Genomic DNA, 14719 nt, shown 5'->3' with positions numbered 1-14719 from the left:
GACTAAGACTGTCATGAAAAAGACGAAAATTGTTTGTACTATCGGCCCGAAAACCGAATCCGAAGAGATGCTGAGCAAAATGCTGGACGCCGGCATGAACGTGATGCGTCTGAACTTTTCCCACGGTGACTACGCAGAACACGGTCAGCGTATTCAGAACTTGCGCAACGTGATGAGCAAGACCGGTAAAAAAGCGGCGATCCTGCTCGACACCAAGGGTCCGGAAATCCGTACCATCAAACTGGAAGGCGGTAACGACGTCTCTCTGAAAGCGGGCCAGACCTTCACCTTCACTACCGACAAATCCGTTGTTGGTAACAGCGAAATCGTTGCGGTCACCTATGAAGGCTTCACCAGCGATCTGTCCGTGGGTAACACCGTGCTGGTCGACGATGGTCTGATCGGTATGGAAGTCACCGCTATCGAAGGCAACAAAGTTATCTGTAAAGTGCTGAACAACGGCGACCTGGGCGAAAACAAAGGCGTTAACCTGCCGGGCGTTTCTATCGCGCTGCCAGCGCTGGCTGAAAAAGACAAGCAGGACCTGATCTTCGGCTGTGAGCAAGGCGTTGATTTCGTTGCGGCGTCCTTCATCCGTAAGCGTTCCGACGTGGTTGAAATTCGTGAGCACCTGAAAGCCCACGGCGGCGAGAAGATCCAGATCATCTCCAAAATCGAAAACCAGGAAGGCCTGAACAACTTCGACGAAATCCTCGAAGCGTCTGACGGCATCATGGTTGCTCGTGGCGACCTGGGCGTTGAAATCCCGGTTGAAGAAGTGATCTTCGCGCAGAAGATGATGATCGAGAAATGTGTTCGCGCGCGTAAAGTGGTTATCACCGCCACGCAGATGCTGGATTCCATGATCAAAAACCCACGCCCTACCCGCGCTGAAGCAGGCGACGTGGCGAACGCCATCCTCGACGGTACCGATGCAGTAATGCTGTCCGGTGAATCCGCGAAAGGGAAATATCCTCTGGAAGCGGTCGGCATCATGGCGACCATCTGCGAACGTACTGACCGCGTGATGACCAGCCGTCTGGACTTCAACAACGACAGCCGCAAGCTGCGCATCACTGAAGCAGTATGCCGCGGTGCGGTAGAAACCGCTGAGAAACTGGAAGCGCCACTGATTGTTGTTGCGACCCAGGGCGGTAAATCTGCGCGCGCAGTGCGTAAATACTTCCCGGATGCCACCATCCTGGCCCTGACCACCAACGAAACCACCGCACGTCAGCTGGTGCTGAGCAAAGGCGTGGTTGCGCACCTGGTCAAAGAGATCGCCTCTACTGACGATTTCTACATTCAGGGTAAAGCAATGGCTCTGGAAAGCGGTCTGGCGCAGAAGGGCGACGTGGTTGTAATGGTTTCTGGTGCTCTGGTACCAAGCGGAACAACCAATACTGCCTCCGTTCACGTGCTGTAATAATTCACGAACGAATTAAATTTGATAAAAAGCGCCCAATGGGCGCTTTTTTTATTCCCGGCATTAGCCAAATTCATTCAAAAAGCAAATCGGGTTTTTCTATTTAAATGCGATTTATCTAAGATGAATCCGATGAAAAATGCCTTTTTTTACATAGCTTTTTACTCAAAACGCACTGATTCGATGCTTCTTTGAGCGAACGATCAAAAATAGGCGTATTCCCATCAAAAAAATATTCTCAACCCAAAAAAGTTTGTGTAATACTTGTAACGCTACATGGAGATTAACTCAATCTAGAGGGTATTAATAATGAATCGTACTAAACTGGTACTGGGCGCGGTAATCCTGGGTTCTACTCTGCTGGCTGGTTGCTCCAGCAACGCTAAAATCGATCAGCTGTCTTCTGACGTTCAGACTCTGAACGCTAAAGTTGACCAGCTGAGCAACGACGTGAACGCAATGCGTTCCGACGTTCAGGCTGCTAAAGACGACGCAGCTCGCGCTAACCAGCGTCTGGACAACCAGGCTACTAAATACCGTAAGTAATAGTACCTGTTAATAAAATGGCGCACATTGTGCGCCATTTTTTTTGCCTGCGTCAAACTGCTACTGCGTTACCTTTTCCCCTTCCTCTTCTACTACCGCAGCAGACACCCGGCTGTTCTGCACTGACAACACGCTATTGCTGGCCGACGGGCCGCTACCCGCGGATACGACAACCGGGATCCCGGCACGGCGCGCCAGGGCTTTATCAATTAACGCCTTATCGCTTCCGGCCTGAGAAACAAAAGTGGCAAAGTCTGCCGAGTGGGTAATGGGCGAAATCTGCGGGTTCTCGCCCTCCACCTGCGCCAGCGGACGGTGGACCTCAATATAACGTTTACCGTCCGGCTCAACCGAGAATTTCACCGGCTCGTTGATGATCTGTACCCGCGTGCCGACCCGCACCTGTTCAAACAGGGCTTTAATATCCGGGGCGTTCATTCGCATGCAGCCGGAACTGACGCGCAGACCTACGCTGTCCGGCGCGCTGGTGCCGTGAATAAGATATTCCCCATTACCAATTCCCAGACGCAGCGCATAGCGCCCCAGCGGGTTATTTGGCCCCGCCGGGACGACGGGTGGCAATTTAATTCCCTGGGCCAGGGAACGCGCTCTGATGCCCGCCGTTGGCGTCCAGGTTGGATTAGGGATTTTTTGGCTGACGCGGGTGGTGCTCACCGGCGTTTCCAGCCCCAACTGTCCGATGCCGAGCGGGAATACCTGGACAATATTTTCTCCCGGCGGGAAGTAGTAGAGCCGAAGCTCGGCCAGGTTAACCACAATGCCTTCGCGCGGGGTATCCGGCAGCAACATCTGCGACGGGATCGTGATAACGGTGCCCGGCGCCGGGTTTACTGGCGCAATAGTATTGTTCGTTTCAAGGATCACCTGCGCCGCCGTATTAAACCGACGGGCGATAGTCTGAAGCTTATTATCCCCTTCCTGTATCGTGTAGGTTTGATTTTGCCCAATCAGACGGCTGCCTGCGGGCGGCAACGGATAGTCCATCGCGCGGGCCGAATTAAACGTACCGAGCGAACTGAGGAGTAAAAGAGTTATTAGAGACGCGCGCTTCATGCTGAGATTCCTTATTCACTGGCAGGATGCCAGAAAGCTGAAAAACCAGCGAGGCGGGAACCACCTCGCGAAACAGAATGAATGCTGTTCTGTAAGTCTAGCTAAGGATTGCAGCTTTGGCGCGAATGGCGCGAATCATCGCTTCCAGCCCCTGGGAGCGGGACGGGGTGAGGTGTTGGGTCAGGGCCATTTTTTCAAACCACGGGCGGACATCGAACGCGACGATATCCTGCGCCGACATCCGGTGGTAAAGAATAAAGACGACCGCAATCAGCCCTTTTACAATGGCAGCATCGCTGTCGCCGTGCAGGGCGATAGTGCCGTCGTCAGACTGCTCCATCACAATCCACACCTGGCTCTGGCAGCCCTGAATAATGTTTTCCGGGTTATGCGCCTCTTCACCGAGCTGCGGCAGACGCTGCCCCAGCTCGATGATATAAAGGTACTTCTCTTCCCAGTTTGCACAGCGCCCAAAGTTGCGCAGCAATTTGTCTCTGTCCGGCAGTTCTGCCATCTTGTGCCTCTTCTTAGCCCAGCAGCTGGTGAATGCGCTTAAGCCCCGCCACCAGCCTGTCGACCTCTTCCATTGTGTTATACATCACCAGCGATGCGCGGCACATTGCCGGCACCTGGTAAAAAGCCATCAGCGGCATGGCGCAGTGGTGGCCGGTACGGACGGCCACGCCGTAGTTATCGAGGAAGCTGCCCACGTCATAGGCGTGGTGTTTCCCCAGGTTAAAGGCAATCACGCCCTGCCGGTCAGCCGGGCCATACAGGGTAAGGTCAGGCACGCTGGCAAGCTCCTGCAGCGCGTAGTGCATCAGCAGCTGTTCGTACTCCTGAATGGCGTCGAGGCCGATTGCGGAGACGTAAGACACCGCCGCCCCCAGGCCGATAATCCCGCCAGTGTTGGGGGTGCCCGCCTCGAAGCGCCAGGGCGCACGGGCGTAGGTCGTCCCTTCCGTCAGGCTGACGGTGGCGATCATCGATCCGCCCCCTTCCCACGGCGGCATCGCCTGCAGGATGTCCTCTTTCACATACAGCACGCCAATCCCGGTCGGGCCATAGAGCTTATGCCCGGAGAATACGTAGAAATCGCAGTCCAGCGCCTGCACGTCCACCGCGTGGTGCATCACCGCCTGCGCGCCGTCAATCAGCACCTTCGCGCCGGCCTGATGGGCTTTTGCGATAATCTCTGTCACCGGGTTTTCGGTGCCCAGCACGTTAGAGACCTGGGTGACCGCCACCAGCCGCGTTTTATCGTCCAGCAGGGCGTCAAGCTGCTCCAGCTGCAGCGTGCCATCGTCGTTCAACGGAACGACCCGCAGCTGCGCGCCGACACGCTCGCAGAGCATCTGCCACGGCACAATATTGGCGTGGTGCTCCATCTGGGTGATGATGATGTTATCCCCCGCGCGCACCTGGGCGTTGCCCCAGCTGTTGGCGACAAGGTTAATCCCCTCGGTTGTGCCGCGCACAAATACCAGCTCTTCCGGCAGGCGTGCATTGAGGAAGGCTGCAATTTGCGTGCGCACGTTTTCCATGCGCTGGGTCGCCTCGGCGCTCAGGGTATGAATACCGCGATGCACGGCGGCGTAGCCGTGGCGATAGAACTCGGCTTCCGCATCCACCACCTGATTCGGCTTCTGCGCGCTGGCCGCGCTGTCGAGATAGGCCAGCGGCAGGCCGTTCACTTCACGGGTCAGAACCGGGAAATCGGCCCGCACTTTCTCTACGGGAAAACTCATGCTTCGCCTCCGGGCAGACGCTGACCAATGCGGGCCAGCACCTGCTGCTTCAATACGCCATCGTGCAGCGCTTCCGTAAGCTCCGCCGCAAAGGCGTAGATGATCATTTTCTGCGCCGCCTGCTGGTCGATGCCGCGCGAGCGCAGGTAGAACATCTGCTCGTCGTCGATCCGACCGACCGTCGCGCCGTGGCTGCATTTTACGTCGTCGGCGTAGATCTCCAGCTGCGGCTTGGTGTCCACTTCCGCCAGGCGCCCCAGCAGCAGGTTGTTGTTGGTCATCTGCCCGTCGGTTTTGATGGCGTGCTGGGCGACGTTAATCAGGCCGTTAAACACCGCCCGCCCTTTATCGCTGACGATGGTTTTGTGCAGCTGGCGGCTGTTGCAGTAGCCTTTGTTGTGCTCAAGCCAGGTGCGCGTGTCGCACACTTCTGCCTTCACCGGCATCGCCAGGCTGTTGATGCGCAGCGTAGTGTTTTCACCGTTAAGCTGCGTGCTGGTGTTGTGGCGCAGCACCGCGCCGCCGAGCAGAAAGCTGTGGCTGAACGCCGCGGCATCCAGGCCCAGCAGAAGATCGTTATGGGCAAAATGGTGGCTCTGCGGATTCTCAAACGCCAGCTTAATGTGGTGAAGCTGCGCATTGGCGGCAACGTTCATCGTCAGCCGCGACCCGGTAAAGTGGCGGGTCTCGTTGAGGCTGACGTAATGTTCGATTACCGTGGCCTCCGCCCCCTCCGCCAGCTCAAGGTGATGGCGATAGTGCGCGGTGTTGATCTCATCGCCCTCCACGCCCTGTGTGATGTGCATCAGCAGCAGCGGTTTTGCCGGACGCTGGTTACGCTTGACCTGAATATGCGTCACGCTGCGGGCCAGGCTCTCGGTCAGGTGGAGGAAGACTTCCGGCTGAACCGGGGTGCTCAGGCTCTGGCGGTCGTCGTTAATGACGATATCGAACCCGCTATCCCGGGCGTCATCACTCAGTTCTGGACGCCAGACGCCGTCGACAAAGACCAGACGCACCGCATCCACCGTCAGCGCCAGAGCGTCGCGCCGGGCCGGGTCAATCTCCGCCAGACGCGTCACAAACTCGCCGTTCAGCAGGCCGTCGAGCGGGGTGTATTTCCAGTTCTCATGCTTCCGCGTCGGCAGGCCGAGGCGCAGCATCTGCTGCAGGTGCTGCTGCGCCTGCTCGGAGCGCGTATTACCCTGCTCCTCAAACAGCCGGTGCCACTGCTGGAGCGCATTACTGCTGTTCGGTAAGCCAGCCATAGCCCTGCTCCTCCAGTTGTTTAACCAGCGTAAAATCACCGGATTTCACAATACGTCCCTGGTAAAGCACGTGGACGTAGTCTGGCTTGATGTAGTCCAGAATGCGCTGGTAGTGGGTGACGATAATGAACGAGCGCTTGCCGTCGCGCAGGGAATTCACCCCGTCGGCGACAATCTTCAGGGCGTCGATATCCAGACCGGAGTCGGTCTCATCCAGAATGCACAGCTCGGGCTCCAGCACCGCCATCTGCAGGATGTCGTTACGCTTTTTCTCGCCGCCGGAAAAGCCGACGTTGACCGAGCGGGTCAGCAGGTCTTCCGGCATTTTCAGCAGTTTGATCTTCTCTTCCATTAGATCCTGGAAGTCGAAGCGATCCAGCGCCTCCTGGCCGCGATACTTGCGCACCGCATTCAGCGCCGTCTGGAGGAAAAACTGGTTGCTGACGCCCGGAATTTCCACCGGGTACTGGAAGGCCATAAAGATGCCCTCGCCCGCGCGGTCTTCCGGCGACATCTCCAGAAGATCTTTGCCGTTAAATTCGACCGAGCCGCCTGTCACTTCGTAATCTTCGCGTCCCGCCAGCGTCGCTGAAAGCGTACTTTTCCCGGAGCCGTTTGGCCCCATGATGGCGTGAACTTCACCCGGCTTGACGTCAAAATTGAGACCGCGCAGGATCGCTTTCTCTTCCACGCTAACCTGTAAATCTTTAATGCTTAACATGTGCTTTCCTTAACCGACGCTGTGTTCAAGACTAATGGCGAGGAGTTTTTGTGCTTCAACGGCGAATTCCAGCGGCAGTTCAGAGAACACGTCCTTACAGAAGCCGTTCACAATCATCGAAATGGCATCTTCTTCGCTGATGCCCCGCTGCAGACAGTAGAAGAGCTGATCTTCCCCAATGCGCGACGTGGTCGCCTCGTGCTCCAGCTGAGCCGTGTTGTTGCGACACTCGACGTACGGGAAGGTATGCGCCCCGCAGTCGGCACCGATCAGCATTGAATCACACTGGGTGAAGTTACGCGCGTTGGTGGCCGTCGGCATGATTTTCACCAGCCCGCGATAGCTGTTCTGGCTATGCCCGGCAGAGATCCCCTTCGAGATAATCGTCGATTTGGTATTTTTCCCAATGTGGATCATCTTGGTGCCGGTATCGGCCTGCTGATGCCCGCTGGTCAGCGCCACCGAGTAAAACTCACCGATGGAGTTATCCCCGCGCAGAATACAGCTCGGGTATTTCCAGGTAATAGCGGAGCCGGTTTCCGACTGCGTCCAGGACATTTTGCTGTTTTCGCCTTCGCACAGCGCGCGCTTGGTGACGAAGTTCAGGATACCGCCGGTATTGCCGTCGCCGGGGAACCAGTTCTGCACCGTGGAGTATTTCACCTCGGCGTCTTTGTGAATGATGACCTCTACCACCGCCGCGTGCAGCTGGTAGCTGTCGCGTACCGGGGCGGAGCACCCTTCGATATAGCTGACGTAGCTGCCTTCGTCCGCTACCAGAATGGTGCGTTCAAACTGTCCGGTTTTTTCGGCGTTGATGCGGAAATAGGTGGAGAGCTCCATCGGGCAGCGTACGCCTTTCGGCACGTAGATAAAGGTGCCGTCAGAGGCTACCGCGGCATTCAGCGCGGCGAAGAAGTTATCGTTGCTCGGTACCACGGTGCCGATGTACTTTTTCACCAGATCGGGATGGTCATGAATGGCTTCGCCAAAGGAGCAGAAAATGATCCCCTGCTCGGCCAGCTTTTCACGGTAGGTGGTCGCGACCGAGACGGAGTCGAAAATGGCGTCTACCGCCACCTCTCTCCCCTCGCGCACGGGCACGCCCAGCTGGTTAAACGCCTCTTCAACCTCTTTGCTCAGGAAGCTGTTCTCGGCACCGGTCTGCTGGACCGCGCCGGGCTGCGAGGCGCAGGTATCGTCACAGCTGCCGCAGGAGGGCGCGGAGTAGTAGCTGTAATCCTGATAGTTCAGCTTGTCGTAGTGGGCTTTCAGCCAGTGCGGCTCTTCCATCTCCAGCCAGGCACGGAACGCGCTCAGGCGAAATTCGAGCATCCACTCGGGCTCGTTACGTTTGGCCGAAATGGCGCGCACCACATCTTCATTAATGCCTTTCGCCAGCTCGTCGGTCTGCAGCTGCGTGAAAAAACCCTCTTTATAGTTGAGGTGTCCGCCGCTCCAGGTGTTTACATCACTCGTTGCTTCAGTATTACGAGACATAGTACCGCCTATACCCCAAAGCTTTCGCCGCAGCCGCATTCGTTCTGGGCTTTCGGGTTATGAAATTTGAATAACTGGTTTAAACCTTCCCGCACGTAATCCACTTCAGTTCCATCGATAAACGGCATAGCCTGCAGCGCGACGTACAGCTTTGCGCCGTCGGTTTCAAACACCAGGTCATCTTTTTCCGGTGCGGTGACGGTATCCAGCACGTAGCCAAAGCCCGCGCAGCCGGTCTGCTTAACGCCTAAGCGCACGCCGAGAATGTCGGGATTTTTTGCTACCAGCTCGTGGATATGCGCCGCCGCCGCAGGCGTGAGCGTTAATCCTCGCCAGGCAAAATCGGCAGGATTGAAGGTTTCTGAATGCAGTTCCATAGGTCCACCTCATCTGATTAGCCATCAGGGCATAACACCATGTTAGTGATAACGATTATCACTTCAACCCTCTGTCAGCAGGGGCATTCGGCTAAACCGCCCTTTTTGTCTACTTTTATTAAGCATAGACCCTGTGGCAGGATGCAGGCAGGATGGATTTAATTGTTCAATACTTTGAAAATTAATGGATTATCTGTTGGAGAAAACAGCGAAGAGAGGAAAAGTAAAATATGTATCGGAAATGCCTATTTTTGAGATAGCTTTTGTTCTGGAAGTGTCTAAAACAATAAAAGGCCCTCAAGGCCTCTGATTATTATTGGTGAAATGAAACGCTAAAACCCTGCTCACGCCAGTGGTCGAGCTGTTCCTGCTGACGCGGTGTTAGCGTTTTTCCCGTCCAGACGAAGATTTTTTGCCCCGGGAAAAGTTCAGGACGCGGGGAATCAATCGGGTCCGCCAGCACGTCAATGTGCCAGCCTTGCTGCGCCAGCCGCGCGGCTTCAAGCCAAAGATGAGTACGGTCATCGCATTCCCAGCCGATAAGCAACGCATCTTTACCCGCTTTCTTGCGCGACTCCGCCAGGCTTAGAACCGCGAATTCAATCAGGACGCCGTCAAGCATGCTCGCCATGTGGCGTACAGTATTTTGATCCTGATTCATTCGCTGGCGGACGGGGGAAATGATGTTATCAATCAGCGCATCCATGGCATGCTCCCGGCGGAACTCACCGATTTTGGCGCGCAGCTTTGCCGGGCTGGCATAACGCAGAACGGTCATCATCTCTTCCTGGAACGAGACCCAGTTACCCTGAGTCAGGACTTCTTTATTTTCCAGCAAGGCTTTTACTTTTCCGACCGAAACGCCGCTTTTCATCAGGCGTTTGATCTCTTCAATACGCAGGATATCTTCATCGTCAAACTGACGATGACCCCCTTCGCTGCGCTGCGGCTTCAACAATCCATAACGTCGCTGCCAGGCACGCAGCGTAACGGGGTTGATACCGCATCGTTCGGCCACTTCGCCGATACTGTAATAGGCCATTAACTCCCTCACGCTCAGAACTTCCATACCTAACTACACCAACCTTATCAGATTGTACAAACCATTTGTATAACTAAGACCGCATTTTGCTCAGGTGAAAGGGGTCGTTCTCCCTTCACCTGTTAATACATTGTTGTCTAAAGTTTGCTTCTCGTACAGCTAAGTCTGCCGAATTTTGTACAGCTTTATCAAAAATCGAATTTCTTCTCCGGCCATGCAATCGCCGGAATTCCGCCATGCCGGGGGCTTGCAAACAGATGGCCCTGGAACTGGGAAATGCCCGCAGATTCCAGCCACATCCACTCTTCTGCCTTCTCCACGCCGACCGCGCAGAACTGAATTTCAAGCGAGGAACAGCATTTGATAATCGCCTGAATGATGGCCTGTCGAGGGCCACTTTTATGCACGTTCGCGACGAGATCGCGATTAATCTTAATTCTGTCGGGCTGGAATTGGGCCAGTAGCTGTAGTCCCGCAAAGCCGGCACCAAAGTGATCGATCGTCACGCTGATGCCTGCACTTTTTAGCTGTCTGACCGAATCCGTGAATTCATCAAAACGGGAAATGGCTTCGCTCTCGGTGAATTCCACCACAATTTGCTCAGGGACAAAACCGTTTGCTTCAATTGCGGTGAGCAAGAAATCAACGGCATTAGGAATGTTAACCAGCGTCATAGGCAGCAGGTTGAGGGATAACGTCTGGTTCTGCAACCCGAGTGCACTGGCCATTGAGAGTGCTACCTGCTTGCTGTGCAAATCAGAGGTATACACGTCGTCATGCGGCAGATTGGCGAAGTAGATCCCCGGAGCGCCGCCGTCAGGCGTGCGGAGAAGCGCCTCCCAGGAGACAACCTGCTGCATAAACGGATCGACTATCGGCTGGAAAGCAAAGCTGCAATCCGCTCCTTTCGCGACTACCTCGGGTTGCGCTGACAAGCGTGTTTCTTCGCGAACGAACTCCCAGGAATCCGCAGGCGGCAGTTCAAAATAGTTCGCTTTTTCCGTGGCCTCGACAAAGGTACGGAAAAACTGCAGCGGACGGTCATTGTAAGTCAGCTGATAGCGTGTCGTTCCCTTGTTCAGCACCTGTTGCAGCACCTCATTCCTGTCGAACTGGCGCAAATCAAAAAGCTCCATCCCCACCTTGCCAAAACGCCGGACGGGGCCGTGATCGCGCATCAGCTCGACTACGTTATGGTGTCGCGGGTCGTTGCAGATCTCCTCATAAATAGCAGAAACATGCTCCACTGGCCCCTCAAGCAATTGAAAAAAATGTGTGCCGTTAAACAGCAAGATCCCCGTGACGTTGGCTTGCCGGTTTTTATTATTTGCAGCAGCGACCATAGCTTCCAGTGCTTTCACTGGAACGTCCTCGCAGATATGACTGCGGTAAATGATGGTTGTAAGCATGCGATTCCTGGGGGTTAAGGGTTTTGACCACAAAAACATGTGGAGAGACTTCTCTTATAGCACATTAATTGCCTCACAAATAATTTACATCTCAATCATTTACGCCCGTTAATGGCACTCTCACAAGTGTTGTACAACTTAACAGCGGCCGTGCGTTTTGTACAATATATTCTGTAGCATTACCGTTTCATGAACAACAAACAAGCAATTGAAAAATAGAGCATTTATAAAATATATCCTGATTTTATTAAAAAATTGTACATTTTTAATGTACAGATTTGGAAAAAGTGTATACCTTAAATGTAACGTTACTGATTACAAAATTTTACAGGAGCGAAACATGCAGCAGAAAGGTTACGTCGCAGATTCCGCAGCAGCGATCGCACAGTACTTCGAAAAAGCCACGCTTCCCACCCAACAGGAAACGCTGGGTCAGGTCGTTGTTGAGATCCTTAGCGACGGGCGAAATCTCAATCGCAAATCGCTCTGTACCAAACTGTTAAGTCGCCTTGAAAGGGCCGAGGGCCCCGAAGAGGAACAGCATTACCATATGCTGCTTGGTTTGCTCTTCGAACGATAACGTGATGAACCGCAGTGACGCAGACAAACTGACCGATCAGCTGATTGGCGAAGCCGTTCTTTCTCTTTTGAGAGAGCGTGGCCCCGTTACAACTGAAGCTCTGGTTCAGCGTCTGCGGCAGATGAAAACACATGAAAAGAATCCCCGGCGGCGGGAGACACTGGCGAAGGCGATTGCCGATATCGGATCAAAAAGCCTCGGATTAAAACGTCGCAGAACCGCGCAAGGACGAATAAGCAGAGAGGGACCTCTCAATGATAACAGAGGCAATGTTGTGTCATTGTTTGGAAAGGGAAAGCCGTCCGATCCCAAAAAAATACATTGACTGCATTTTAACAGCTACGGTGAGAACAAATGAGACAAAATATTCAGCTTCAACCCGAATACCACTCTGCTTTTTTAGACAGTGCGCTGGCGGAATATTTCCGTCACGCAGGCGATCGTTTTGCTGAAGAGTCCGCTATTTTTTCTACTGCAGTACGCTGTGTTCTGGCCTCCGAAGGTCATATTTCCAATAAAGCCATCATCCTCTGGCTCATTCAAACGCTGGAAGCCACTCACGACGTAGTTCAGGCGGATGTGATTCGCAAGACGCTGGAAATCGTGGTGGGCTACACCATGGATGACGTTTAAACGCCCTGCCATTCAGCGATCGTGTCATCGTCAGAATTGTCGAACAGGCTGACGATGACACCCCCCTCTCTTCATAACCCCCTGTAAAGAAGCATTATAAAGATGGCATGGTTTCTGCTTACTCCCTGTTACGAGACTGGGCTTACCAGTCATTTTGCTTCATTTCTTAACAGGTCTGTTATTGATGAAAAAGATCGCCAGCGTCTGCCCGTACTGCGGAGCAGGCTGTAAATTGAACCTTGTCGTTGAAAATAACCGTATCATCCGTGCCGAAGCGGCAGAGGGGGCCACAAACCAGGGCACCTTATGTCTGAAAGGATTTTACGGCTGGGATTTCCTTAACGATACCCGCCTGCTCACCCCACGCCTGACCCAGCCGATGATCCGCTACCGCAAGGGAGAGACATTCACTCCCGTGACCTGGGAAGAGGCTATCCGCTACACCGCCCGGAAGCTCAGCAGCATTAAAGCCCAGTTCGGCCCGCGTTCGATTATGACCACCGGGTCGTCGCGCGGAACCGGGAATGAAACCAACTACGTGATGCAAAAATTTGCCCGCGCGGTGCTGCACACCAACAACGTCGACTGCTGCGCGCGCGTTTGTCACGGTCCTTCCGTCGCCGGACTTCAGGAGACCCTCGGCAACGGTGCAATGAGCAACTCTATCAACGATATTGAACACTCCAAATGCCTGCTTGTATTTGGCTATAACTGCGCAGACTCCCACCCTATCGTCGCCCGGCGCGTGCTAAAAGCCCGTGAAAACGGCGCGAAAATCATCGTCTGCGACCCGCGCCGCATCGAAACGGCGCGCATTGCCGATCAGCATCTGCAATTGAAGAACGGTAGCAACATGGCGCTGGTGAACGCCTTTGGCTATGTGCTTCTGGAAGAAGAGCTGTACGACAAGAACTACGTCGCGCGGTTTACCGAAGGACTTGAGGCCTATCGGCAGACGGTGAAAGAGTATGCCCCAGAGCGCGTAGAACACCTCACCGGCATCCCCGCCCGCGACGTTCGTCAGGCAATGCGCACCTTCGCGGCGGCCCCTTCCGCCACCGTAATGTGGGGAATGGGCGTGACCCAGTTTGGCCAGGCCGTCGATGTCGTCAAAGGGCTTTCCAGCCTGGCACTGCTGACCGGCAACCTCGGCCGCCCTGCCGTCGGTGTCGGTCCCGTCCGCGGGCAAAACAATGTTCAGGGCGCCTGCGATATGGGCGTTCTGCCGAATATGTTCCCCGGCTATCAGGATGTGACCGATCCGGCTGTCCGGCAGAAGTTCGCCGATGCCTGGCGGATCGACGTGAATAACATGGACGATCGCGTTGGGACGCGCATTACCGAAGTGCCTCACCTTGCGCTGGAAGGCAAGGTCAAAGCCTATTACATCATGGGGGAAGATCCGCTGCAGACGGAAGCCGATCTCGGCCTGGTGCGTAGCGGTTTCGAGGCGCTTGACTTCGTGGTGGTTCAGGACATCTTTATGACCAAAACGGCGGAAGTGGCGGACGTTCTGCTCCCTGCCACCTCATGGGGCGAACACGGCGGCGTTTTTACCTGCGCCGACCGGGGTTTCCAGCGTTTTGGCCAGGCTATTGAGGCCAAAGGCAACGTGAAGCGCGACTGGGAGATCATCAGCCTGCTCGCCACCGAGATGGGCTATCCGATGCATTACGACGATAACCAGCAGATCTGGGATGAAATGCGCGAGCTGTGCCCGCTCTTCTACGGCGTGACGTATGAAAAAATGGGCGAGATGGGCCACGTGCAGTGGCCGTGCCCGACGCTCGATCACCCCGGCACGCCGTACCTCTACAAAGATAATCAGTTCGATACCCCGAGCGGTAAAGGGCAGCTCTTTGCCGCACCGTGGCGCGCGCCGGCCGAGACGCCCGATGATGATTATCCGCTGGTACTCTGCACGGTACGCGAAGTTGGGCACTACTCCTGCCGCTCGATGACGGGTAACTGTGCCGCGCTGCAAAGCCTCGCCGATGAGCCGGGACGGGTGCAGGTGAATCCTGCCGATGCGGACAGACTAGGTATTAGCGACGGTCAACTGGTCTGGGTACGTTCGCGCCGGGGTAAAGTGATCACCCGCGCCAGCATTAGCGAGCGCATCAACGCCGGGGCGGTCTATATGACCTATCAATGGTGGATCGGGGCCTGCAACGAGCTGACGCAGGATAATCTCGACCCCGTCTCGAAAACCCCGGAAACGAAGTACTGCGCGGTGCAGCTGGAGGCGATTGAGGATCAGCGCTGGGCGGAGGACTATGCGGCGTCGGCGTATCAGTCCATGAAGTCGCGGCTGATGAGCGCGGCGAAAGTCTGAGGAACAGCGTAAATAGCATCAGGTTTACCCGGCACCAGGATGATCATCTTTTTGGCCGGG

At 55.0% G+C, this 14719-nt stretch carries 15 protein-coding genes; 6 read left to right on the top strand and 9 right to left on the bottom strand.

Going from position 1 to position 14719, the window contains the following annotated elements; translation table 11 throughout:
* The first annotated feature begins 13 nt into the window (after positions 1-13).
* Together pykF and lpp are read left to right on the top strand one after the other, a co-directional pair.
* Positions 14-1426, top strand: a complete 1413-nt coding sequence (gene pykF / locus IM291_RS02360; protein ID WP_014883536.1) for a pyruvate kinase PykF — start codon at positions 14-16, stop codon at positions 1424-1426.
* Positions 1427-1735: 309 nt separating this feature from the next.
* Positions 1736-1972: a murein lipoprotein Lpp gene (gene lpp / locus IM291_RS02355; protein WP_001082307.1), complete on the top strand. Its 237-nt coding sequence runs from the start codon at positions 1736-1738 to the stop codon at positions 1970-1972.
* Positions 1973-2032: 60 nt separating this feature from the next.
* Here the strand turns inward: lpp and IM291_RS02350 are convergent, their stop codons facing one another.
* From IM291_RS02350 to IM291_RS02310, 9 genes are all read right to left on the bottom strand, one after another.
* Positions 2033-3046 (bottom strand): L,D-transpeptidase family protein, encoded by a 1014-nt coding sequence (locus IM291_RS02350; RefSeq protein ID WP_192986028.1) that lies wholly within the window; start codon positions 3044-3046, stop codon positions 2033-2035.
* 97 nt (positions 3047-3143) lie between these two features.
* On the bottom strand, positions 3144-3560 hold the full coding sequence (gene sufE, locus IM291_RS02345) for a cysteine desulfuration protein SufE (protein ID WP_045261547.1): 417 nt from the start codon (positions 3558-3560) through the stop codon (positions 3144-3146).
* Positions 3561-3573: 13 nt separating this feature from the next.
* Positions 3574-4794: a cysteine desulfurase SufS gene (gene sufS, locus IM291_RS02340; RefSeq protein ID WP_028012868.1), complete on the bottom strand. Its 1221-nt coding sequence runs from the start codon at positions 4792-4794 to the stop codon at positions 3574-3576.
* Entirely contained in the window at positions 4791-6062 is a 1272-nt protein-coding gene (gene sufD, locus IM291_RS02335) for a Fe-S cluster assembly protein SufD (protein ID WP_192986026.1), read from the bottom strand. Before sufD ends, sufS begins: the two co-directional genes overlap by 4 nt.
* On the bottom strand, positions 6037-6783 hold the full coding sequence (gene sufC / locus IM291_RS02330; protein WP_041910384.1) for a Fe-S cluster assembly ATPase SufC: 747 nt from the start codon (positions 6781-6783) through the stop codon (positions 6037-6039). The genes sufD and sufC overlap by 26 nt, the downstream gene beginning before the upstream one ends.
* A 9-nt stretch (positions 6784-6792) precedes the next feature.
* Complete coding sequence (gene sufB, locus IM291_RS02325) at positions 6793-8283, bottom strand: Fe-S cluster assembly protein SufB (RefSeq protein WP_028012865.1); 1491 nt, start codon at positions 8281-8283, stop codon at positions 6793-6795.
* An 8-nt stretch (positions 8284-8291) separates the two neighbouring features.
* Positions 8292-8660 (bottom strand): Fe-S cluster assembly scaffold SufA, encoded by a 369-nt coding sequence (gene sufA, locus IM291_RS02320; RefSeq protein WP_041910386.1) that lies wholly within the window; start codon positions 8658-8660, stop codon positions 8292-8294.
* A 313-nt stretch (positions 8661-8973) separates the two neighbouring features.
* Positions 8974-9702, bottom strand: coding sequence for a MerR family transcriptional regulator (locus IM291_RS02315; protein ID WP_049000802.1), 729 nt, complete (start codon positions 9700-9702; stop codon positions 8974-8976).
* A gap of 188 nt (positions 9703-9890) precedes the next feature.
* On the bottom strand, positions 9891-11111 hold the full coding sequence (locus IM291_RS02310) for a diguanylate phosphodiesterase (protein ID WP_192986024.1): 1221 nt from the start codon (positions 11109-11111) through the stop codon (positions 9891-9893).
* Between the two features lie 340 nt (positions 11112-11451).
* On the opposite strand from IM291_RS02310, the gene ycgZ reads away from it, so the two are divergent.
* The 4 genes from ycgZ (at position 11452) to fdhF (ending at position 14659) form a co-directional block, all read left to right on the top strand.
* The gene (ycgZ, locus tag IM291_RS02305; protein ID WP_028012861.1) at positions 11452-11691 is read left to right on the top strand and encodes a regulatory protein YcgZ; all 240 of its coding nucleotides are present in this window, start codon (positions 11452-11454) and stop codon (positions 11689-11691) included.
* A 4-nt stretch (positions 11692-11695) separates the two neighbouring features.
* Positions 11696-12016 (top strand): hypothetical protein, encoded by a 321-nt coding sequence (locus IM291_RS02300; RefSeq protein ID WP_028012860.1) that lies wholly within the window; start codon positions 11696-11698, stop codon positions 12014-12016.
* Between the two features lie 29 nt (positions 12017-12045).
* A complete protein-coding gene (locus tag IM291_RS02295; RefSeq protein WP_028012859.1) occupies positions 12046-12324 on the top strand; it encodes a biofilm/acid-resistance regulator YmgB/AriR in 279 nt (92 codons plus the stop codon).
* Between the two features lie 184 nt (positions 12325-12508).
* Positions 12509-14659 (top strand): formate dehydrogenase subunit alpha, encoded by a 2151-nt coding sequence (fdhF, locus tag IM291_RS02290; RefSeq protein ID WP_192986022.1) that lies wholly within the window; start codon positions 12509-12511, stop codon positions 14657-14659.
* The last annotated feature ends 60 nt before the right edge of the window (positions 14660-14719 follow it).

The organism is Enterobacter cloacae complex sp. P27C, assembly GCF_014895705.1.
In the GTDB taxonomy this organism is placed as follows: Bacteria; Pseudomonadota; Gammaproteobacteria; order Enterobacterales; family Enterobacteriaceae; genus Enterobacter; species Enterobacter bugandensis.
This window is presented reverse-complemented; position numbering and strand designations above follow the sequence as displayed.

What these genes read in the sequence shown, in the direction of transcription:
- pykF (WP_014883536.1), top strand. Translation starts at nt 14, where the DNA reads ATGAAAAAGACGAAAATTGTTTGTACTATCGGCCCGAAAACCGAATCC.
- lpp (WP_001082307.1), top strand. Translation starts at nt 1,736, where the DNA reads ATGAATCGTACTAAACTGGTACTGGGCGCGGTAATCCTGGGTTCTACT.
- IM291_RS02350 (WP_192986028.1), bottom strand. Translation starts at nt 3,046, where the DNA reads ATGAAGCGCGCGTCTCTAATAACTCTTTTACTCCTCAGTTCGCTCGGT.
- sufE (WP_045261547.1), bottom strand. Translation starts at nt 3,560, where the DNA reads ATGGCAGAACTGCCGGACAGAGACAAATTGCTGCGCAACTTTGGGCGC.
- sufS (WP_028012868.1), bottom strand. Translation starts at nt 4,794, where the DNA reads ATGAGTTTTCCCGTAGAGAAAGTGCGGGCCGATTTCCCGGTTCTGACC.
- sufD (WP_192986026.1), bottom strand. Translation starts at nt 6,062, where the DNA reads ATGGCTGGCTTACCGAACAGCAGTAATGCGCTCCAGCAGTGGCACCGG.
- sufC (WP_041910384.1), bottom strand. Translation starts at nt 6,783, where the DNA reads ATGTTAAGCATTAAAGATTTACAGGTTAGCGTGGAAGAGAAAGCGATC.
- sufB (WP_028012865.1), bottom strand. Translation starts at nt 8,283, where the DNA reads ATGTCTCGTAATACTGAAGCAACGAGTGATGTAAACACCTGGAGCGGC.
- sufA (WP_041910386.1), bottom strand. Translation starts at nt 8,660, where the DNA reads ATGGAACTGCATTCAGAAACCTTCAATCCTGCCGATTTTGCCTGGCGA.
- IM291_RS02315 (WP_049000802.1), bottom strand. Translation starts at nt 9,702, where the DNA reads ATGGCCTATTACAGTATCGGCGAAGTGGCCGAACGATGCGGTATCAAC.
- IM291_RS02310 (WP_192986024.1), bottom strand. Translation starts at nt 11,111, where the DNA reads ATGCTTACAACCATCATTTACCGCAGTCATATCTGCGAGGACGTTCCA.
- ycgZ (WP_028012861.1), top strand. Translation starts at nt 11,452, where the DNA reads ATGCAGCAGAAAGGTTACGTCGCAGATTCCGCAGCAGCGATCGCACAG.
- IM291_RS02300 (WP_028012860.1), top strand. Translation starts at nt 11,696, where the DNA reads ATGAACCGCAGTGACGCAGACAAACTGACCGATCAGCTGATTGGCGAA.
- IM291_RS02295 (WP_028012859.1), top strand. Translation starts at nt 12,046, where the DNA reads ATGAGACAAAATATTCAGCTTCAACCCGAATACCACTCTGCTTTTTTA.
- fdhF (WP_192986022.1), top strand. Translation starts at nt 12,509, where the DNA reads ATGAAAAAGATCGCCAGCGTCTGCCCGTACTGCGGAGCAGGCTGTAAA.